The sequence below is a fragment of the Bradyrhizobium sp. BR 1432 genome, from assembly GCF_051547705.1.
In the GTDB taxonomy this organism is placed as follows: Bacteria; Pseudomonadota; Alphaproteobacteria; order Rhizobiales; family Xanthobacteraceae; genus Bradyrhizobium; species Bradyrhizobium zhanjiangense.
Genome location: NZ_JBPUGF010000003.1, coordinates 8,475,704 through 8,496,748 on the forward strand (window position 1 = coordinate 8,475,704; position 21,045 = coordinate 8,496,748).

Sequence of the window (21,045 nt, forward strand, 5' to 3'; positions counted from 1 at the left end):
GCGCTTGACGCAAGGCGTCTTGAGAGGTCTAATAGTCACTGACAACAATTGTTCGCATTCCGAACATTTTGCTCGGACCAGAGCGGGCTCACAACACCGCGTCCGTCACCAGAGGAAACGCCAACGATGCAAGCCATCCTCAACGGCGAGAGCACGCTCATCATCACGATGATCGTCGCCTATATCGCCTTCACGTCCTGGCTCACGCTGAAACTGCGCAGCCGAACCAGCGAGCAGTTCATGACCGGCGCGCGCGCAATGCCGGCCGTCGTCGTCGGCGTGCTGATGATGTCCGAATTCGTTGGGGCCAAGTCGACCGTCGGCACGGCGCAGGAGGCCTTCCAGTCGGGCATCGCGGCAGGCTGGGCCGTGCTCGGCGCCTCGATCGGCTTCTTGCTGTTCGGGCTGTTGATGGTGAAGAAGCTCTACAATTCCGGCGAGTACACCATCTCGGCCGCGATCGCGCAGAAATACGGCAAGTCGACCATGCTCACGGTATCGGTGATCATGATCTACGCCCTGCTGCTGGTGAATGTCGGCAATTACGTCAGCGGGGCAGCCGCAATCGCCACGGCGCTGCATGTCAGCCTGCCGATCGCGATGTGCGTCATTGCTGTCGTCAGCACCTTCTACTACGTGTTCGGCGGGCTGAAGGGCGTCGCCTGGGTGACGATCCTGCACAGCGCCTTCAAGGTCGTCGGCATCCTCATCATCTTTGCGGTGGCGATGTCGCTGACCGGCGGGATTGCGCCGATGCAGGCCAAGCTGCCGGCGCACTATTTCAGCTGGGACGGCAAGATCGGCTTTGCGACCATCTTCGCCTGGACCTTCGGCACGGTCGGCGCGATCTTTTCGACGCAGTTCATTGTCCAGGCGATCTCCTCGACGCCGAGCGCCGACGACGCCCGCAAGGCGACCTTCTATGCCGCCGCGTTCTGCCTGCCGCTCGGCATCCTCCTCGCACTGATCGGTGTCGCCGCGAAATTCCTCTACCCTGACATGAACAGTCTCTACGCCCTGCCGGTGTTCCTCGAGAAGATGCCGCCGCTGGCCTCGGCCTTCGTGACCACCTCGCTCGTCGCCTCGATCTTCGTCAGCGTCTGCACGGTGGCGCTCGCGATCGCCTCGCTCGTGGTGCGCGACTTCTACGTTCCATACTGGAAGCCGACGCCGGAGCGCGAGCTGAAGATGACCCGCGTGTTCTCGGTGCTGATCGGCATCGTGCCGCTGGTCTTCGTCTTCTTCGTTCCGGAGATCCTCAAGCTGTCGTTCTTCACGCGCGCACTGCGCCTGTCGATCACGATGGTGGCGATGATGGGCTTCTATCTGCCGCTGTTTGCCAGCAACCGCGGCGCCACGGCCGGGCTGATCGGCGCGGCGGTGTCGACCACGGTCTGGTACCTGCTGGGCAACCCGTTCGGCATCGACAACATGTACGTCGCCGCCGTGACGCCGTTGATCGTGATGGCGATCGAGCGCCTGGTGCTGAGCCGCTCGCCCACCGCCCCGGCGACGCCCCAGGCGGCGCAACCAAACGCCCTGATGGAAAGGACCTCGACATGATCGCCGACATGGAGATCGTTGCCGATGGCATCGTCCGCCCGGCGGCCGGTGATCCCGAGCGGTTCGACGCCTTCATTCCCTCGCCTTGCGTGCAGAACCACGCCGCCAATCTCATGCCGCTCGCGGGCGGCGATCTGGCTTGCGTCTGGTTCGGCGGCACGCAGGAGGGTATGTCGGATATCTCCATCTACTTTTCACGCCTACCCCGTGGCGCGACGCAGTGGTCGCCGGCTGAAAAGCTCTCCGATGACAAGGGACGTTCGGAGCAGAACCCGGTGCTGTTTCCCGCTCCCGACGGCACGCTGTGGCTGATGTGGACGGCTCAGCTCGCCGGAAACCAGGACACCGCGCTGATCCGCCGCCGTCTCTCGCGTGACAATGGCAAGAGCTGGGGCCCGATCGAGACGCTGTTCCCGGAGCAGCGCGGCCGCGGCACCTTCATCCGCCAGCCGGTCGTCGTGCTCGACAATGGCGACTGGCTGCTGCCCGTGTTCTATTGCCACAGCACGCCGGGCCGGAAATGGAACGGCGACGAGGACACCAGCGCGGTGAAGATCTCGTCGGATGCCGGCGCGACCTGGCGAGACGTCGACGTCCCCGGCAGCCGCGGCTGCGTGCATATGTGCATCGCGCGCCTCGACGACGGCTCGTTGCTCGCGCTGTATCGCAGCCGCTGGGCCGACAACATCTATCAGAGCAGATCCGCGGATCACGGCCGCACCTGGTCGGCGCCGGTTGCGACCGCGCTTCCCAACAACAACTCATCTATCCAGTTTACGCGGCTCGTGAACGGCCATCTCGCACTCGTGTTCGACGAACTCGAGCGCCAATGACGCAACCGGGCGTCGGCTCTCGCTCTATGACGAAATCGAAGATGATCTGCCACCGGTTCTCGCCGCCGACGGCAGCACGGCGAACGGACGCACCGCATTCTGGGGCGCGCCGCGGGCACCGATGACGCTGGCGGTCTCGGCCGACGGTGGACGGAGCTGGACCAGGCGCAACGTCGAGACCGGCGACGGCTATTGCATGACCAACAATTCGCGCGAGCAAAGCAATCGCGAGCTATCCTATCCTTCCGTCAAAGAGACCGCCGACGGCGCGCTCCACATGGCGTTCACCTTCCACCGCCGCGCGATCAAATATGTGCGCGTGAGGGAGCCATGGGTGATGCGCGGCGCCCGGGACTGAGATCGTGGACAAGCGGCCTCACGCCCTCGTCACCGGCGCCAGTTCGGGGATTGGCGCTGCGATCGTCGAGCGGCTGCTGCGCGACGGCTGGCGCGTCACCGGGATCAGCCGGCGGGCCGCGCCATTCGACCATCCGGCTTTCGAGCATGTGTCGCTCGACCTTGCCGACGTCGAGGCCATCGCGGACGCCGTCGCGGGCATCGCGCCGACCGCGCTGGTTCATGCCGCCGGCATGCTGAGGGTCGGCCAGCTCGGAACGCTCAGCCATGAGGACGGCGCGGCGATGTGGCGGCTGCATGTCGAGGTTGCCGAGCGCCTCGCCAACGCGCTGGCACCGCGCCTGCCGAAAGGAGGGCGCATCGTCTTCATCGGCAGCCGCACCGCATCGGGTGCATCTGGCCGCGGGCAATATGCCGCGACGAAGGCGGCGCTGGTGGCGCTCACGCGGTCCTGGGCAATCGAGCTCGCACCTCGCGGTATCACCGTCAATGTCGTTGCGCCGGCTGCGACCGAGACGCCGATGTTGAAGGATCCCTCGCGCGCTGATGTTGCGCCAAAACTGCCGCCAATCGGCCGTTACATCCGCCCCGAGGAAGTTGCCGGCGCAGTCGCCTTCCTGCTCTCGGCGGAAGCCGCCGCCATCACCGGACAGCAGCTGGTCATCTGCGGCGGCAGCTCGCTTTGAATGCTCCGCCATCCCGGAGCTTGCAGCATGATAGCTAGATGATGCCGCCCTGCCGGAGCGCCGCGATCGCGGCCTCGTCGTAGCCGAGCTCAGCCAGGACGAGAGCGGTGTGCTCGCCAAGGGTCGGCGGGCGCGTTGCGATGTCGCCCGGCGTCTCCGACAGCCGCACCGCGGCGCGGGCGACCGGCGCCGGTTTCGGCAGGCCGGGATAATCGACGTCCTGCATGAAGCCGGCGGCACGGATGTGCGGATGGTCCAGCGCCTGTTGCGGGCTGAGGACAGGTCCGGTCGGAATCATCGCTCGTCCCAGCATGTCGACGGCCTCCTGCGTGGTGCGCTCGGCGCACCAGCGCGCCATCCGCTCGCTGATGATGGGGCCGTTGTTGCCGCGGCTGATGTCGTCGGCAAAGCGCGGATCGTTCAGCCACTGCTCTTCCTCGCCCATCAGCCTCGCCCAACGCTTGAACAGCGGATGACCGGTGACCTGGCACAGCACCCAGCCGTCTTGGGTGCGGTAGATGTCGGCTGGAGCCGCGGTCTGGCCGAGATTGCCTGTCGGCACGCGGTTGACTGATATGACCGCCTGCTCGATCAGCGTGGCATTGGTGAAGGACAAGGCGGTTGCGAGCAGCGCGCCCTCGACGATCTGCCCGCGCCCGGATTTGCCGCGCTCGATCAGCGCGGCGAGCGTTCCGAACGCGCAGTGCAGCGCCGTGCCGAAATCGACCCAGTTCACCGCGGCCCGATACGGCGGATCGCCCGCGCCCGTCATGTACACCGAGCCCGACATGACCTGCCCGACGCCGTCGAAGCCGACGCGGTCGGACCAGGGCCCCGGCCCGCCAAACGCGGTGGCCGTGGTCAGGATGATGTCGGGCTTGACCGCCTTCAAAGATTCGTAATCGAGCTTCATCGCGCGCAGGGTCTGCGGCGGCAGATTGGCGACGACCACGTCGGCGGTGGCAACCAGGCGGCGCATCACCTCCTGCCCCTCCACCTTCATCGGATCGAGCGTGATGCACTTCTTGTTGCGATTGACCTGGAGGAACAGCGCGCCTTCGCCATCCTCGCCCACCGGCGCCACGAAGCGATCCTCGCTGCCGTCGCGCTTTTCGACGCGAATGACCTCGGCGCTGAATTCGGCCAACAATGTCGCGCAATAGGGACCTGCGATATAGCGCCCGAAATCGAGAACACGGACGCCTTCGAGAACTCCTCCCATCGATCCCTTCCCCAATGTTTTCGTCAGATTACAGGGACTGCCCACCACAGCAAGGCGGCAATGGACATGATGCCCAGCTCGTAAGATGTGAACGGCGACCAGTTTCGGCGGACGGAAATTCTGCTCTAGTATTGCCGCTAGATCCCCCAGCCGGAAGCAAATATCCATGCCGCAGCCATTCGATCGATCAGCCGAAGATCTCGGGAATGCGATCCATTTCGAGCACGTCAACGTCCAGGTCCCGGATCAGCGCCTGGCGACCCTGTTCTACGTCACGGGCCTCGGGCTGACCCGCGATCCCTATCTGATGGTGTCCGACACCAACATGTGGATCAATGCCGGGCGAAGCCAGTTTCATTTGCCGAGCGGCAGGCCGCAGGTGCTGCGCGGCCATATCGGGCTGGTCATCGCGAGCCGCGAGGCGCTGCTGGCGCGGCTGGCATCGGTCGCGAAGAAACTCGAGGGCACGGCCTTCGCATTCGCCGAGCGCAACGACCATGTCGAGGCGACCTGCCCGTGGGGCAACCGCCTGCGCTGCTACGAGCCGGACGCTGCGCGCTTCGGGCGCATCGCGCTCGGCATTCCCTATGTCGAATTCGACGTGCCCTTGGGCTCCGCGGCCGGCATCTGCGCGTTCTATCCCGAAGTCATGGGCATGCCCGCCGACTTGCGGAACGGCGACGGCAAGGTTGCCGCAGTGAAGACGGGCCGCGACCAGCATTTATTGTTCCGCGAGACCGATCGGCCGCAGGGCGACTATGACGGCCATCATGTGCAGATGTACATCACCGATTTCTCCGGCCCGTACCGCAAGCTGCTGGCGCGCGGCCTGATCTCCCGCGAGGACAATCAATACCAGTACCGGTTCTGCGACATCGTCGACCTCGACAGCGGCAAGCACCTCTTCACTGTCGAGCACGAGGTGCGCAGCGCCACCCATCCGATGTTCATGCGCCCGATGGTCAATCGCAATCCGGCGCTGACCAACCGGAATTATGCGTACGGGCACGACGAGGCGGCCTGGGCAATGGGGCCGGATCAGTATGAGGGATAGGGATAGGGAGCGCTGGCTGAACGTTTGAGCATGATCCCCGCGCAAACGCGTTCGGCGTTTGTCGCGAGGAAAACCGCTGCACACTTTGCGCTAACGCGGCCCTTCGGGTCCGGATCATGCTCTAGCGTCAGTCGGCAGGATCAAATCCGACAGCATCCAATGAGGGCCGGCCGATCAATTCAGCTGGCACTCACGATTGGAAATTTCCGACGCGCCGCCTGGCGTTATAGGCCACCCCGCCCTTCCCAATAGGTGGGCATCCCATAATAGCGGTGAGTTCGCGTTTCCCAGTCTCGATCCTGCCAGGAGTCATCGCTGAACTCAGGCGCATCCTTCAGCTGTTGCTCGGTGATGTTGGTTCGAAAACCTTCAAGCGACGTATCATATGTCAGAGCGCCCCAGGGAATGGGGTAGTGGCTATGACCCAAGCCAACAAATCCGCCGAAGCTCATGACCGCATAAGCCACGCGGCCTGACACCTTGTCGATGATGAGGTGATCAATCTCACCGATATTCTTTCCATCTGCACCGTACACCTCGGTTCCCTGAACATCTTCGCTCGAGATGCATTGATGATTCGGATGTGCTGTTGCGCGGGCCATGACCTTGTCTCCTTCACAAGTGGTTTTGTCGGCCTAACGCGGCCGCTCCGAGGGCGTTCCTGTCTTGGGAGAACATGTCGCAGCGCCGATCACCAACTTGTCGTCGCTGACACCGACTGTAACAACCCAGCCCTGGTCGCTCCGAGGAGGCACGCACACATGGCGACAAGAGCCGGGGCGACAGGCCGACAAAGAAGCTACGAAAGGACGCCCAACGAGGACGATGCAGGCACGCTCCACGTCGCGGGCTTCGTCGGTCTGCCACGACACTTTCGAGCGACAGCGCGCATCGCGCTGAGACCCGGACGGGCGGTCGCGCTCCGATGCGACTTCACTACGTGACGAGGCCGCGCCAGACCCAGCAGCTCCCCAGCCAGGCTGATTTCGGGAGTGGTCTCAGGCTGAGCGGGAGATCTGGCTGCGGCGGGAGGGATCGAACCCTGCAATAATCCATTGCCAAACAAGGATTTTTCTATTCCGGCCCGCCCGTTTGATTCCATCTTTTGATTCAAAAGCAAAGTCCTCACCGGAATGACCGACGACGAGGTGGCCTACATCGAGGCCAAGGGCTGGAAAGCGAGCGTCGTTCCCGAGCTGAGCATCATCCACCACTTCGCGAACTTCTGTGGATGAAACGCCGGAGCTTTGAGGTCCGCCGTATCGCTGGGAGCGTTGGTGCCCAGCGATGGAATCATACGCAACCACCGACACGACGGACCGCTGTTTGTGGCAGCGTGCAGCGCTTGGGGCGAATAGAAACAGAAGTCGTACAGCAATCTGGCCCTGGGACATCCGACCACAAAAGCGTCGCACGAGACCGTTTTGTTTTCGGCGAGCGCCCATAACTTATTGGAGAAGAAGACTCTTTCCTTCGTGGCCGCACCCGCGCTCGAGCTTGGGACCCGCTGATTAAGAGACAGCCCCGGGTTGAGAACAATCAATGACTTACTGGTCGCATCACTGGGTTTATCCGGCCGAAATGGGCGTTCGTCGCATGATCATCGTCATTGCGCTGCCTGATATCTGAACACGCGCTACTCTGACTTTACGGGTCAACCGCGATTACAAGAGGATCGACCGATAGGTTCAAATCGGGGACACGCAACACCCGATTCTTGCGATTGGTCGAGAGAGCTATTCCTCGATTGGCGGCGTAGCGTTCGCCCGCAACACGCGGCTGCTCGCCATGATCGCGGACGAAGTGACGGCGGCCCGGGCTACGGCCGAGAAGACCGATCAACCCGCACGCCGCTTCAAGGACTTTCAGTGGAGCTTCAAATGAACGCCTTCTGGGCGCCCGAAAACTTCGAGCCTTCATCGTCTTCTTCGCTCCTCCCGGCCGGGGAAATCGCGAAAAACTCTAACCAAAAATGGTCCAGTTCGCCGGCGGCCTCAGATCACGTCGGTGAGCTATTTAAGGCTCTTGATAACGAGCGTGCCAGGACTTTGCGGTTTTCTGGAGTGTTCATCATCGTCGCGTGATTGCCTGGAATCGGTGTGGTATCAATGGCTGCTGCACTCAAAACCCTGTCCCAGCCTCGCATCGGCGAGCTCATCTCTGGAGCTATTGAGCTCTTGTCTAGTCGTGCGCAACAACTTAGGGAAGAATCCGTCGCGTAAAACTGATGTACCTCAATTGGCAGCGACGGAGCCCGATATAGCTGCAGCGCCCTTTGAAACTGCTCAATTCTCTCGTACATCAAAGCATCATTGTGATCCGGAGGTATAGCTCCTATTTGATGAGCCTTCTCAAGCAGTTGAGCGATTGAACTGTGCCGTGCAAAGCGCTTTAATAGTTTAAAGTGCTCGTCCTCAAGGGGTTCAAGAGTTTCCAGCACCACTTCGCATACCATCTGGGTGGGCGTCATGCCGGCTGGCTTTGCGGGTAGGGTAACATCAATGAACGCCATAAATGAGACAGTTTCATTGAGGCTCAGTAACTGCTCGGCTATGGCGTAAGCCAATATTCCGCCTGATGAGTATCCAGCAAATCGATATGGACCCCGGGACCGTATCTCCCTGATCGCCGGAATGACTTGCGAGGCTATCGCTTCAAGAGTTGGTGAACAAACTTCACTGAAAGAAGGCCACGGTAGACCATAGATTGGACAGTCCGCGTCCATTTCCTCCACCAAGTTGAGGATATAGGAACAATCTCCTAAGCCTGTGGGAACAAAGAACAGCGGCGGCTGCGATCCGGTTGCGCGAACACAAATCACTCCCGGACTACTGGGCTGTGGCTCCAAATGAACCTTCAATGCAAGTTCCTTCAGAACAGGAGCTTGGAAGAGATCGGCGGCGGTAAACTTGAACCCGGCATCGAGCGCTCGACTGAGAAGCCGCACCGCTAGCAGTGAGTGCCCGCCCAGTTCGAAGAAGTCGTCGTGGCGTCCGACCCGCTCCACACCGAGCAGCTCGGCCCAGATCTGTGCCAGCGTGATCTCGATCTCGCCTTGCGGCGGCTCATAGGCGCGATGCGCATACGCCTCATCGTCCGGCGCAGCCAGCGCCTTGCGGTCCAGCTTGCCATTCACCGTCAGCGGCAGCGCCGCCAGCCGCACCAACGCCGATGGCACCATGTACTCCGGCAGGTGTGCGCTTATGTGGGCGCGCAAGGCGCCGGCAAGCTCGCTTCCCTCCAGCCCGTCCGAAGCTGCTTCCGGCGACACCACATAGGCGACAAGACGCTGCTCGCCGCCGGGGCCCTCGTGCGCCACCACCACCGCCTCGCGCACGAACGGGTGCTCGCAAAGCCGCGCCGCGATCTCGCCCGGCTCGATCCGGAAGCCGCGGATCTTCACCTGGTCGTCGTTGCGGCCCAAAAACTCCAGATTGCCGTCCGGCAGATAGCGCGCCAGATCGCCGGTGCGGTACAGCCGGTCGCCGTCCACAAAGGGACTGGCGATGAACCGCTCCGCGGTCAGCTCGGGCCGGTTCAGGTAGCCGCGCGCCACCCCCGCCCCGCCGATGCAGAGCTCCCCGACCGCACCGAACGGCACCAGCCCGCCATGATCATCCAGCAGATACACACGCGTGTTCGCAATCGGGCGGCCAATCGGGACAATGGCCCCATCAAACCCATCGGGGCAACTCCAGGTCGCCGCACAAACTGTTGCTTCGGTAGGTCCATAAGCATTGATAATGGATGCTGGAGCCAGACTCCGGATGAGTTCTGCCTTCGGCAGCTCTCCAGCAAGAATGAGAACTTGCGATCCCAAGCCTTCCAGCTTCTGGCTTCCCTGAAGCAAGGCTGGAGGCAGCGTCGCGTGCGTGATGGCTTCGCTTCGCAGATAATCCGATAGCTTGTTACTCGCTTGACGGAGCTGATCCGCAGGCAAATGCAATGCGGCTCCCGAACCAAACGCCATAACAAGCTCCGAGGCGCTTGCATCAAAACCGAAGGAGGCGAACTGCACCACGCGGCTGTTGCAACAAACGCCAAAAAGCCCGATCTGAGCCAAGCTGAGATTGACCAAGCCGCGATGCTCGACCATGACCCCCTTGGGGGTGCCTGTGGATCCGGAGGTGTAGATCACATAGGCGAGATGGCGTGAGGTCAGGCCGAGCGCACGCGGGTCCGGATCCGACGCCGGCAGATTTGCCCATTCCGGCGTCGCCGCCAGATCCACCACCGCCAGATCGCGTAGCGCATCGTCGCCCAGCGCCGATCGCCCCGCTGCATCGGCCAGCAGCACTCGCGGCGCCGCATCGTCGAGAACCTGCCGCAGCCGCGCCGGCGGATAGGCCGGGTCCAGCGGCAGGTACGCCCCGCCCGCCTTGAGGATCGCCAAAAGCCCGACCACCATCGCCAGCGCTGCGCGCAACGCAGATCGCCACCGGCTGATCCGGCTTCACCCCGAGCCCGATCAGATGATGCGCCAGCTGGTTGGCATGCGCATTGAGCTCGCCATAGCTGACGCGCTGGTCCTGATAGACCACCGCCACCGCCTCCGGCGCTTTTTGCACCTGCGCCTCGAACAGCTCATGGATGCACTGCTGCTCAGGATACGTCACCGCCGTCCGGTTCAGTTCCTCCAGCAGATACGCGCGCTCGTCGGCTGGCAGCAGCTCGATCCGGCCGACCGCTTGCTGCGCATCGGCAACCATCGCCCGCAGCAGCGCCAGCAGATAACCACGCTGCCGCTCGATGGTCGCGCGATCGAACAGCGCCGTGGCATAACCCAGCGTGCCAGCGATCACCTCACCCTGCTCGCCAAGGCTCAGCTCTAGATCGAACTTGACCTGATCGAAGCCGTCTGCCGCCGCCTCCACCATCAGCCCAGGAAGGTCGAACGTCCCAGCGGCGTTGTTCTGCCAGGCCAGCATCACCTGGAACAACGGCGTGTGATCAAGAGCCCGGGGCGGCTGCACGATCTCCACCACCTGCTCGAACGGCAGGTCCTGGTGCTCCTGCGCTCCCAAGACCGTGCGCCGCGTCCGCTCCAACAGCTCCGACACGCTCGGCTCGCCCGACAGGTCCAGCCGCAGCACCAGGGTGTTGACGAAGAAGCCGATCAGCTCTTCGATCTCGCGGCGACCGCGATTAGCGCTCGGCACGCCAATCGCAAGATCGTCCTGTCCCGACAGACACGACAGCACCGCAGCCCACCCCGCCAGCACCGTCATGAACAACGTCGTGCCTTGCTGCAGGCCCAGCCGCTTCAGCTCCCGCGTCAGCTCCGCATCAATAACGATCGGGACCGTCGCCCCGGCAAACGACTGCTGCGCCGGCCGCGGCCGGTCCGTCGGCAGCGCCAGACGGGCTGGCGCGCCAGACAGGGTCGCTGCGCCAATACTGCGCCTGGCGCTGCAGCCGCGCGCCCGACAGCCACTGCCGTTGCCAGGCGGCATAGTCCGGATACTGGATTCGCAAGCGGCGGCAGCGGATCGCCTTCTCCGGCCACGAACGCCCGGTACAGCTGACTGAGTTCATGCGCCAACACGCCCAGCGACCAACCATCCGAGACAATGTGATGCTGGGTCAGCAGCAAGACGTGCTCCTCATCCGAGATCCGGATCAGCCGGCCACGGATCAGCGGGCCACGCGCCAGATCGAACGGCGTGCACGCCTCTTCTCTGCACAGACCCAATAGCGCCTCGTCCGCATCCGGCCTGTCCCGCAGATCGTGCTCCACAACCGGCAGCCCCGCATCCTCCGGCAGCACCTCCACCCAGGGCTTGCCCTCCGGCGCGACAAACACGCTGCGCAGCGCCTCATGGCGCGCCAACACACGGTCCAGGCTACGCTGCCAGGCGCTGCGGTCGAGCCCACCCTTGAGCCGCCACCCGAGCGGAATGTGATAGTTCGTGCTGCCTCTGATCCAGCTGCGCCAAAAACCACAGCCGCTGCTGCGCAAACGACAGCACAAGCGGCGCGTCACGCGACACCGGCGCAATGGCTGGCAGGTCTTGCGCGCCGGAGCGGCTCAACTGCATCCATGATACTCGCGGCCAGATCGGCCAGCACCGGTTTGGCAAACAGCGTGGTCAGCGGCAGTGTGAAGCCGATGGCCTGCCAGACACCGGCTCAACAGCTGCACCGCCACCAGCGAGTGCCCGCCGAGCGCAAAGAAGTGGTCGTGGCGTCCGACCCGCTCAACACCGAGAAGCTCGGCCCAGATCTGTCGCCAGCGTGGTCTCGATCTCGCCTTGCGGCGGCTCATAGGCACGATGCGCATACGCCTCATCGTCCGGCGCCGGCAGCGCCTTGCGGTCCAGCTTGCCGTTCACCGTCAGCGGCAGCGCCGCCAGTCGCACGAACGCCGATGGCACCATGTACTCCGGCAGGTGCGCACTTGATGTGTGCGCGCAAGGTGCCGGCAAGGTCGCCGCCATCCTGTCCGTTCGAAGCTGCCTCGGGCGCACACACCACATAGCCGACAAGGCGCTTGTCGCCGCAGCCATCCTCGCGCGCCACCACCACCGCATCACGCACCGCCGGATGCTCGCAGGAGCCGCGCCGCGATCTCGCCCGGCTCGATCCGGAAGCCGCGGATCTTCACCTGCTCGTCGTTGCGGCCCAAAAACTCCAGATTGCCGTCCGGCAGGTAGCGCGCCAGGTCGCCGGTCCGGTACAGCCGGTCGCCGTCCACAAAGGGACTGGCGATGAACCGCTCCGCTGTCAGCTCAGGGCCGGTTCAGATAGCCGCGCGCCACCCCGCCCCGCCAATGTAGAGCTCCCCACCGCACCGAACGGCACCGGTGCCCCATGACCATCCAGCAGATACACCCGCGTGTTCGCAATCGGACGGCCAATCGGGACAATGGCGCCATCAAACTCAGCCGGACAACTCCACGCTGTCACGTACGATCGCGGCTTTCGGTCGGACCGTACAGATTGTGCAGGCCCGTCCGAGGCAAGAGTCGCCGAACCTTGATGCACACTGGCGGCGGAAGCGCCTCGCCGCTGCATAAAACTCGTCCAGCGATGCGCAGCGGTCAGCACTCTTCGCATCCATAAAGCTGACCAGGCATGGATGGCACGAAGCGAACCGTCGTGATTCGCTCGTTGATAATCCAAGTCGACCAATGCGTCGGGATCTCTGTGCGCACCGGGCAAGCGCCAGCACCAGGGTTGCCCCTTCAAGCAAGCGTCCAGAACAACTCCCAGGCCGAGACATCGAAGCTGAATGGCGTCGTTCTGCAACACGACATCAGTTGCGTTGAGACCATAGGCGTTCTGCATCCAGATCAGCGCGATTAACGATAGCCCGATGCTCATTCTGTGACGCCCTTGGGCGTGCCTGTTGAGCCCGAGGTGTAGATCACATAGGCGAGATGGCGTGAGGTGAGGCCGAGCGCACGCGGGTCCGGATCCGACGCCGGCAGGCTGGCCCACGCCGGTGCCGCCGCATCGAGATCCACCACCGCTCAGCATCGACGTAGCGCCATCGTCGCCCAAGGCGGCGATCGCCCGGCTGCATCGGCCAGCAGCAGGCGCGGTGCCGCATCGCTCGAGCACCTGCGCGCAGCCGCGCCGACGGATAGGCCGGGTCCAGCGGCAGATAGGCGCCCCCCGCCTTGAGGATCGCCAGCAGCCCGACCACCATCGCCACGCTGCGCGCAACGCAGATCGCCACCGGCTGATCCGGCTTCACCCCAATTGCGATCAGATGATGCGCCAGGCGGTTGGCCCGCGCATTGAGCTCGCCATAGCTTACGCGCTGGTCCTGATAGACCACCGCCACCGCATTCGGCGCCTGGCGCACCTGGGCCTCGAACAGCTCATGGATGCACTGCTCCACAGGATACGGCGCCGCCGTCCGGTTCAGCTCCTCCAGGAGATAGGTGCGCTCGTCCGCTGGCAGGATGTCCAGCTCCCGCACTGGCATGTCCGGCGCCCGCTCCAGCGCCTCCGCCAGCTGCGCCAGCGTCTGCTGCATGTAGCCGCAGATCCGATCCGCCGAGATTGGCTCCGCCACCTGCACCGTCAGCCCGAGCGCCTCGCCAAAATCCTCCACCGACAAGGTCAGCGGATAGTTGGTGCGCTCCTCCTCGCCCAGCCATTCCACGCCGGACAGCGCATCATCGGCTGCGGAGGCGGTGACCGCCGCCGGCGTGTTGTGGCGGTAGTTCAACAGCGCGCTGAACAGCGGCGCCGGCGCCGCAACGCCGCTGCAGCGTTGCGCCAGCGCCAGCGAGGCATGCTCGTGCGCCAAGAGCTCGACCAGCCGGGCATGCGTGGTTCGCACGCTCGCCTCGACCGCGGTGCCATCAAGATCAAGCCGCAGCGGCAGTGTGTTGATGAACAGCCCCATCGCGCGGTCGGCGCCCGCCCCGCCATGCATGCGGCCGAACAGCACCGTGCCGAACACCACCTGCTCGCGGCCGCTGCTGCGCGCCACCACCTGACCCCAGGCCAGATGGCACAGGCTGGCCAGGCTCACCCCCAGCCGCCGCGCCTGTTCCCGCAGCCGCGCATGGAGCGCCTGCGGCAGCATCCGCTGCGCCTCTCGAACCCCGCTGCCGTCGCCGCGCACCTCGCTCAAGCCGAACGGCGTGCTCGGCTCGTCGATGTCTGCCAGCCACCCCCGGAAGAACGCTTCATCCGCCTTGGCATCAGCGCCGAGATGCGCCTGCGCCACCAGATTGCGGAACGGCTGTGGCGCGGTCAGCTCGTGCTCGCGTCCCTCCAGCACAGCCTGGACCTCGGCACGCATCACCTCCAGTGTCGTGTGATCCCCGATCAGATGATGCTGCAGCTCCAACAGCAGCCAGCGCCCGCTGCCGGGCTCGCGCGCGATCACAAACCGCAACAAGGGCGCTCGGCCAAGATCGATGCGGTGCTGGCGCGGATCAAACCGATCCTTAAGCTGCGCGGCGCCAGGACCAGCAGACCCGTCCAGCTCGACCTCGCTCACCTCCAGCGATGCGTGGCGCCACACCACCTGCGCCGGGCGCGACAGCCCCTCCCAGACGAACGAGGTGCGCAGAATGTCGTGCCGGTCCACCACCCGCTGGACCGCAGCAAGATAGCGGTCCAACACGCCACGGTCGGCAAACGCCATCTGCGATACCAGCAGGTACGGATCGCCCTTTGTCGCCAACAGATGATGGAACAGGATGCCGTCCTGCAGCGGCGACAAGCCATAAATGTCCTGGATGTTGCCGACCCCGCCGGACACTGTGGCGATGATCCGGTCGATCTCGCCCTGCGCCAGCTCAATGAGCGGCAACATCTGCGGCGTGATCGCCGGACTCTGTTCGCTGATCCGATTGGCCGGGACCGCCACCTCCTGATGACTGCCCAGGCTTGCGGCCTGATCGGCCAGCACCGGCCTGGCGAACAGCGTGCGCACCTCAACCCCCAGCGACCGCCGCCGCAAACGCTCGATCAGTTGCACCGCCAAGAGCGAGTGCCCGCCGAGCGCAAAGAAGTGGTCGTGGCGTCCGACCCGCTCCACACCGAGAAGCTCGGCCCAGATCTGTGCCAGCGTGATCTCGATCTCGCCCTGCGGCGGCTCATAGGCGCGATGCGCATACGCCTCATCGTCCGGCGCAGCCAGCGCCTTGCGGTCCAGCTTGCCGTTCACCGTCAGCGGCAGCGCCGCCAGCCGCACGAACGCCGATGGCACCATGTACTCCGGCAGGTGTGCACTTATGTGGGCGCGCAAGGCGCCGGCAAGCTCGCTTCCCTCCAGCCCGTTCGAAGCTGCTTCCGGCGCGCACACCACATAGGCGACAAGACGCTGCTCGCCGCCGGGGACCTCGTGCGCCACCACCACCGCCTCGCGCACGAACGGGTGCTCGCAAAGCCGCGCCGCGATCTCGCCCGGCTCGATCCGGAAGCCGCGGATCTTCACCTGGTCGTCGTTGCGGCCCAAAAACTCCAGATTGCCGTCCGGTAGGTAGCGCGCCAGATCGCCGGTGCGGTACAGCCGGTCGCCGTCCACAAAGGGACTGGCGATGAACCGCTCCGCGGTCAGCTCGGGCCGGTTCAGGTAGCCGCGCGCCACCCCCGCCCCGCCGACGTAGAGCTCCCCGACCGCGCCGAACGGCACCGGCGCGCCATGACCGTCCAGCAGATAGACCACGCGAATTCGCGGATTGGATCGTCCCAGTCGGCACCACGTTGCTGGCCATCGAAGCCAGCAGGCACCGGGTAGCAGAGACTGAAGGTGGTGTTCTCGGTCAGGCGCGTAGCCATTTGAAATCTCCAGCGACCGGATGTCGCTTGCTGACATGCTTCTCGATCGGAACTGGCCGTCAGACCTCTTCGCCCCCGACCAGCAGTTGCTGCAGCCCACTGGTGCTCCGCCCCTCCCCGACATAGACGTCGAACAACCGCGCAGTCATCCAAGCGATAGTGATGCCTTGGTCTATGAGATGATCCAGGGACCAGCGTCGCCGTCGAGCGATAGCGCATTCAGGATAAGGCACAACACTGGCGCCGTTCGCCAAAGCTCGCCAGACTTCGAAGGTGGTCGCATCGAATGCTCGGCGAGGAAGCGTTGAGACAAACAGTCCTGCGGCGAGATCTCGATGCCGTAAATCGTCGCTGCTCCAATGCCACCAGACGCACCGTACTCCGCGATGCTCGACCATGACGCCCTTGGGGCGTGCCTGTTGATCCGGAGGTGTAGATCACATAGGCGAGATGGCGTGAGGTGAGGCCGAGCGCACGCGGGTCCGGATCCGACGCCGGCAGGTTTGCCCACTCCGGCGTGGCCGTCTCCAGATCCACCACGCGTCAGATCGCGCCAGCGCATCGTCGCCCAGCGCCGATCGGCCGGCTGCATCGGCCAGCAGCAGCCGCGGCGCCGCATCGTCGAGAACCTGCCGCAGCCGCGCCGGCGGATAGGCCGGGTCCAGCGGCAGATAGGCGCCGCCCGCCTTGAGGATCGCCAGCAGCCCGACCACCATCGCCACGCTGCGCGCAACGCAGATCGCCACCGGCTGGTCCGGCTTGACCCCGAATCGCGATCAGATGATGCGCCAGGCGGTTGGCCCGCGCATTCAGCTCGCCATAGCTTAGCCGCTCCTCCTCATGGACCACCGCCACCGCGTCCGGCGCCTGGCGCACCTGTGCCTCGAACAGCTCGTGGATGCACACGTCCGACGGATAGGCCGATGCCGTCCGGTTCAGCTCCTCCAGCAGATACGCACGCTCAGCGGATGACGAAGTTCGATCCGCCACGGGCTGCCGCGGATCTGCCTTCACAGCACATAGCAAATTTTGCAAATGCTGGGTCATACGGTCGATATGCTTGGGCTCCAAGCGACTTGCATCAAAGTGCCATCGAAAGCTCCCATCTAGAGCGCAAACCTCAAATGTTAACGCCTCACCGGGCAGGGCTGCCTCAGAAGTCGGGCTCGAAGCTAGGTCACCAGTGGCAAACTCGCCACTTACAGTAAGCATAACGCCAACGGGCCAGGGCCGGCGCAATCGTAACGCCTCCATACCGAGCAACGTTGGGCAGCGCGCAATAAGATCTCGCGCGAAGCTATCCTGCTCCTTCAGCTGAGCGAATTCGGCCGCCACCACCGTGCGCGCCTCTGCAAAATCATTGTCGAGATCGATGGTAATTGCCATCGGCACAACAGAAGCGACAAGCACCTCGAGCGCTTTCAAGCCCGCTCGCGATCCACTCGGCGCGGGAGTCCATCCCAATTGAAGCTCTAATTCTCCCGTGATGCGGGCTAGGTAGATCAGCCAAGCCGTTAGCAAGAATTCCGTGCGATTACTGGGAGACAGCTCAGCCAAAGCACCTGGAATTCGCCATGAACTCAACTGCCATTGAGGTGCAGCCAAAGCTACTGAAGACGACAAAAAGGAAAGCTGGGATGTTTTGAACTGTTCAAGCCGCCGTCGCCAAAAACTCTCACGAGGCGCCAACATTTCATGCGCAACCGTCTATGCTCCGCGCCTCGTCATCGCTGCAGAATCGGGAGGCGGTCGCCTACATGGGAATCAGAACGCCTCGCGAGTGCCCGCGCATCCAGAGCCTTACCATCCAAGCTGCTAAGCCAAACATCAACATCCTCTGTCCCTGTCGCCACACGCCAGTGGCTGGGGTGGATCTCAACTAAAGACCCCGCAGCAAAGCCCGAGCGCCGAGCCGTCACCTCCAAGCGCCTGACGACGACAACGTCATCGCCTAAGAGAGCCTTGGACAACCCCAATGGATTGGTATGATACGGGCCAAAGTCTAGGCGCGCGTCATCGCTTCCAGATCTTGTGCGGATCGATCCCATCGCAGACAGCCCGCAGCATCTGGGCGTCGACCTTTCGGGAAAAAGCTTCGGTCCGCTAGCGCTTGCGGACGAGCACTAAGCTCTCCATTTGTTAAGCCAGTTAGAAGCTCGCGGAAGCCATCGATAGCAGCCTCATAACATTTGAGATTCAGCGTCAGCGCAGTATCGCTCGTCGGAATCAACACTTGGCGTTGGACGACCAGCTCACCAGTACCAACACCGTGATCGATACGATGCCACGTGATGCCATGTTCGGTCTCACGGGCAAGAAGCGCCCAAGACGTCGCATGAGTTCCGGCATATCGCGGCAACGGACCGTCGTGGTAATTGAAAGCGCCTCTACGCGCTTTCCCAAACACATCTGCTGGCAATATGAACGGATTGGCAACGGAAAATATCCACTCGACTGGCTCGGCGTTGAGCAGCGCAGATAGCTCTTCAATGCTCGTCACACACAAGATATCGGCGAGAGCGGCCCAATCGCGGAATATGGCGTCGGCACACAGCGCCGCCCGGATCACGTGGCCCATCTCCATCACTAGCTGAGCACATCTAACAGCTAGCGTACCACCACCAACAAAGATGCAAGAGCCAACCGGTGTAGCAAGTTTCATCTGAACTCTTAGACAGGGGTTACGATGAAGGCCGTAACGGATCACCCCGCATTTCAAGCAATCGACATACCAATTCAAGCAATCGACATACCAATGAGGTACTGCGAGCGTTTCCTGAAGAAACAACGCGCGCCTCGCTCGGAATGCCGCCGTCGGACTTGGGACATCGACGTCCTGAACCAGACACAGCTCAGCACAACAATACGGACGTCATTGGCGACGATCACCGCATGGGCGGTCCGCAAAGTCGTCGGAAGCTCTGCAACAGCCGCCGTCATCGCCGCGCGTACAGCAGAATCTCCTTGGCGCTCACGTTAAGTAACGGACGCGCCAATGACCTTCTGCGAGCTCATTCTGAAGAAAACAATTCGCTTCTCGCCGGTTGCCGTCATGCCGTCGGGCTTGGGACATTAACGCCTTGAACCGAACAGAGCTCAACACAACAGCACGCGCCGTCAACAGCGACGACCACTCAAGATCGGGCGCCCGCCCCTTGCCCGAATTGCCTTTGCGAGCCAAAATGCTCGCCGCTGCTTTCTCCAGGTGGTCTGCTCGTCGAGTGAGAGAGGGTCCTGCGGCAGGGATTCCGCTCGATGTTGCAAAGTTCGCCACGCATCGCGTTTTCGCAGATTGGCCGGGGCTCGGCACTAGAGTAGCGTTTTCGCTTAATGCCCGCTGACGTCTGTGGCACGGCCCTTGCTCGTGAGGCGACGAAAGCGACGAAGAACGGGTCCACGGCGAATGTCGCAACCACAACTAACTCCTGATCTCTCACATCGGCGCATGCTGTTGGCCCTTGGGTGCAGCGGCTTGGATGTGACTTGCGTGATCGAGGCACTCAGTCGAGACTGTGTCATTTTGATTCGTAATGTCTCACCGAGCGAGGCGGACGGCCTCGTACATCAAATTGCCGGTGAACTGGGATTGCAAAAAAAGCTAGAGCTGGAGGCCGGCTTTTCCGATTTTCTTGGTCACCGACGGCGGATCAACAAATACTTCATGAGCGTTAATTCCCGAGATGATTATCAGCTTGTCACCCCGCATTCCGAAGGAGATAGAATATCTAATATGCAGTTGTCGTGCTTTTATTGTTTCGAGAATAGTAAAGACGGAGGAGAAACAATCCTATTGAACATCGACGACACAAGTGAGGCATGGGGACTTTTACGAGAAAAAACGACAAAAATATTACCTGGATCAAAACCATTGTCTCGGGGCATGATCACTCGTGCAAAAGCACTTTATCGTCTGAGCTCGCCGGATGACTATTTGGTACCAGATGACCAAATAGTAGCCGAGGTTAAATCCGAGATCCCGGGCCTTTTGCTGGCGATTGTTATGGCAAGGCCGAAAAGAAGCTTTTCCCTTCTCCTAGGGCGCGATGTGAATGTCCTTTGGGATAACATTGGTAGTGTTGACCAAAGCTGTCTTCACTTTTTCGTTCGGATGTTGCAGGAGCGCGAACTTCTCAAGCTCCCGCCGGACGGTTTTGAGTTGCACCAACTGGACCCCGTTAATGCAGGACGGAGCTGGTGTTCAGGCGCCGATTACGAGAAACTTTTTTGTGACGAGATTATTCTCAAGCTAAAACCAGGGGACCTTGTTATTCTGAACAACCTAACTTGGGCGCATGCGGTGAACAATTGGACATCGCTACCCGGCACTCGAAGGATAGCCGTGGCATTGGCCTAAGCGCGTGTCGCATTGTCAAATGTCGAGTGATCCCCAAACCAGCCGTGTAAAGCCATCACCTTATTTGGGCCGTGTCCGAAGCTCGCGTAATCAAGCATGGGTTCCTCTCCGCTTAGAAGCTCAGTGCGAGCATGGATGGCTCTCGTTCAATCGTTTTCGGGACGACTTTTTCTACTGCTGCGGCTTGCAGTCAGGATTGGTTGTCGCTCCGCGATAGGCCCGTTGTACCAATCTATGAACTCCTCGATTCGATGGCCTCAGCGGCATTGATTGGAGCAGGTCTATGGACGGCACCAGCACGAACAGAATTACGCTGCTCAACAGCAACAAGGACGCCAGGCCATAGAGCGCGGCATCGGGATGTCCCGAGGTGTGCATCAGCCATCCAATGATTGTGGGACTCGCGAAGCTTCCGAGTTGACCCAGGCTGCTGATCACGGCGATGCCGCCGGCAGCCCCGGTTGCCTTCAGATAGTCCTTGAACGCTGTCTTGTCGATCTCGCGCTCCGTCCAATGTTCGACGGCACTTTCATCACCATCATCCGGGCCGGCCGAGCAACGACACGCCGCTCCGCTTGAACACATCAAGGCACCTCGCCGTCGCGATTCAGGTGCCCGACAATGAATCACAAGCGATTCATCCGATTCAAGATTTTTCGATCAGGACTACCGCCATCGAATCAAGCATTTGTGGGTAATTGAAAGCTTTGGCGGAGGGATACGCCGCA

17 protein-coding genes and 4 pseudogenes are annotated in these 21,045 nt (G+C 62.4%); 5 read left to right on the forward strand and 16 right to left on the reverse strand.

Annotation, left to right across the window (positions count from 1 at the left end; translation table 11 throughout):
• The first annotated feature begins 126 nt into the window (after positions 1–126).
• The 3 genes and pseudogenes from ACSKB8_RS40925 to ACSKB8_RS40935 all read left to right on the forward strand — a co-directional run bounded on the left by ACSKB8_RS40925 (position 127) and on the right by ACSKB8_RS40935 (position 3,439).
• Positions 127–1,563, forward strand: a complete 1,437-nt coding sequence (locus ACSKB8_RS40925) for a sodium:solute symporter family protein (protein WP_438110258.1) — start codon at positions 127–129, stop codon at positions 1,561–1,563.
• A pseudogene (locus ACSKB8_RS40930) lies at positions 1,560–2,754 on the forward strand (sialidase family protein). Before ACSKB8_RS40925 ends, ACSKB8_RS40930 begins: the two are co-directional and overlap by 4 nt.
• 4 nt (positions 2,755–2,758) lie before the next feature.
• Complete coding sequence (locus ACSKB8_RS40935) at positions 2,759–3,439, forward strand: SDR family NAD(P)-dependent oxidoreductase (RefSeq protein ID WP_438110260.1); 681 nt, start codon at positions 2,759–2,761, stop codon at positions 3,437–3,439.
• Between the two features lie 34 nt (positions 3,440–3,473).
• Here ACSKB8_RS40935 and ACSKB8_RS40940 read toward each other — a convergent pair whose 3' ends face one another.
• Positions 3,474–4,661: a CaiB/BaiF CoA transferase family protein gene (locus ACSKB8_RS40940; protein WP_438110262.1), complete on the reverse strand. Its 1,188-nt coding sequence runs from the start codon at positions 4,659–4,661 to the stop codon at positions 3,474–3,476.
• A gap of 166 nt (positions 4,662–4,827) precedes the next feature.
• On the opposite strand from ACSKB8_RS40940, the gene ACSKB8_RS40945 reads away from it, so the two are divergent.
• Positions 4,828–5,715: a VOC family protein gene (locus ACSKB8_RS40945; protein WP_438110264.1), complete on the forward strand. Its 888-nt coding sequence runs from the start codon at positions 4,828–4,830 to the stop codon at positions 5,713–5,715.
• Between the two features lie 224 nt (positions 5,716–5,939).
• Here the strand turns inward: ACSKB8_RS40945 and ACSKB8_RS40950 are convergent, their stop codons facing one another.
• The 14 genes and pseudogenes from ACSKB8_RS40950 to ACSKB8_RS41015 all read right to left on the reverse strand — a co-directional run bounded on the left by ACSKB8_RS40950 (position 5,940) and on the right by ACSKB8_RS41015 (position 18,541).
• The gene (locus ACSKB8_RS40950) at positions 5,940–6,317 is read right to left on the reverse strand and encodes a PRC-barrel domain-containing protein (RefSeq protein WP_438110266.1); all 378 of its coding nucleotides are present in this window, start codon (positions 6,315–6,317) and stop codon (positions 5,940–5,942) included.
• A gap of 1,397 nt (positions 6,318–7,714) precedes the next feature.
• Entirely contained in the window at positions 7,715–10,123 is a 2,409-nt protein-coding gene (locus ACSKB8_RS40955; protein WP_438110866.1) for a non-ribosomal peptide synthetase, read from the reverse strand.
• 67 nt (positions 10,124–10,190) lie between these two features.
• Positions 10,191–11,096: pseudogene (locus tag ACSKB8_RS40960) on the reverse strand (condensation domain-containing protein); the annotation flags it as partial.
• Entirely contained in the window at positions 10,991–11,698 is a 708-nt protein-coding gene (locus tag ACSKB8_RS40965; protein ID WP_438110268.1) for a condensation domain-containing protein, read from the reverse strand. The gene ACSKB8_RS40965 and the pseudogene ACSKB8_RS40960, both read right to left, overlap by 106 nt.
• Positions 11,699–11,743: 45 nt before the next feature.
• Positions 11,744–12,004, reverse strand: a complete 261-nt coding sequence (locus ACSKB8_RS40970; RefSeq protein WP_438110269.1) for a phosphopantetheine-binding protein — start codon at positions 12,002–12,004, stop codon at positions 11,744–11,746.
• Positions 12,001–12,252, reverse strand: coding sequence for a hypothetical protein (locus ACSKB8_RS40975; RefSeq protein ID WP_438110271.1), 252 nt, complete (start codon positions 12,250–12,252; stop codon positions 12,001–12,003). The genes ACSKB8_RS40970 and ACSKB8_RS40975 overlap by 4 nt, the downstream gene beginning before the upstream one ends.
• A complete protein-coding gene (locus ACSKB8_RS40980; RefSeq protein ID WP_438110273.1) occupies positions 12,245–12,409 on the reverse strand; it encodes a hypothetical protein in 165 nt (54 codons plus the stop codon). The genes ACSKB8_RS40975 and ACSKB8_RS40980 overlap by 8 nt, the downstream gene beginning before the upstream one ends.
• Positions 12,410–12,438: 29 nt before the next feature.
• The gene (locus ACSKB8_RS40985; protein ID WP_438110275.1) at positions 12,439–13,038 is read right to left on the reverse strand and encodes a hypothetical protein; all 600 of its coding nucleotides are present in this window, start codon (positions 13,036–13,038) and stop codon (positions 12,439–12,441) included.
• The gene (locus tag ACSKB8_RS40990) at positions 13,035–13,184 is read right to left on the reverse strand and encodes an AMP-binding protein (protein ID WP_438110277.1); all 150 of its coding nucleotides are present in this window, start codon (positions 13,182–13,184) and stop codon (positions 13,035–13,037) included. Before ACSKB8_RS40990 ends, ACSKB8_RS40985 begins: the two co-directional genes overlap by 4 nt.
• A 146-nt stretch (positions 13,185–13,330) precedes the next feature.
• A pseudogene (locus tag ACSKB8_RS40995) lies at positions 13,331–16,087 on the reverse strand (condensation domain-containing protein); the annotation flags it as partial.
• On the reverse strand, positions 16,023–16,361 hold the full coding sequence (locus tag ACSKB8_RS41000; protein WP_438110279.1) for a hypothetical protein: 339 nt from the start codon (positions 16,359–16,361) through the stop codon (positions 16,023–16,025). The pseudogene ACSKB8_RS40995 and the gene ACSKB8_RS41000, both read right to left, overlap by 65 nt.
• Positions 16,362–16,400: 39 nt before the next feature.
• Entirely contained in the window at positions 16,401–16,679 is a 279-nt protein-coding gene (locus tag ACSKB8_RS41005) for an AMP-binding protein (RefSeq protein WP_438110280.1), read from the reverse strand.
• Between the two features lie 109 nt (positions 16,680–16,788).
• Positions 16,789–17,655, reverse strand: a pseudogene (locus ACSKB8_RS41010) (hypothetical protein); the annotation flags it as partial.
• Between the two features lie 310 nt (positions 17,656–17,965).
• Positions 17,966–18,541: a formyltransferase family protein gene (locus ACSKB8_RS41015; RefSeq protein WP_438110282.1), complete on the reverse strand. Its 576-nt coding sequence runs from the start codon at positions 18,539–18,541 to the stop codon at positions 17,966–17,968.
• 909 nt (positions 18,542–19,450) lie between these two features.
• Here ACSKB8_RS41015 and ACSKB8_RS41020 point away from each other — a divergent pair.
• Positions 19,451–20,317 (forward strand): hypothetical protein, encoded by an 867-nt coding sequence (locus tag ACSKB8_RS41020; RefSeq protein WP_438110284.1) that lies wholly within the window; start codon positions 19,451–19,453, stop codon positions 20,315–20,317.
• Positions 20,318–20,488: 171 nt separating this feature from the next.
• On the opposite strand, the gene ACSKB8_RS41025 is transcribed toward ACSKB8_RS41020, so the two are convergent.
• Complete coding sequence (locus ACSKB8_RS41025) at positions 20,489–20,905, reverse strand: hypothetical protein (protein WP_438110286.1); 417 nt, start codon at positions 20,903–20,905, stop codon at positions 20,489–20,491.
• Positions 20,906–21,045: the final 140 nt, after the last annotated feature.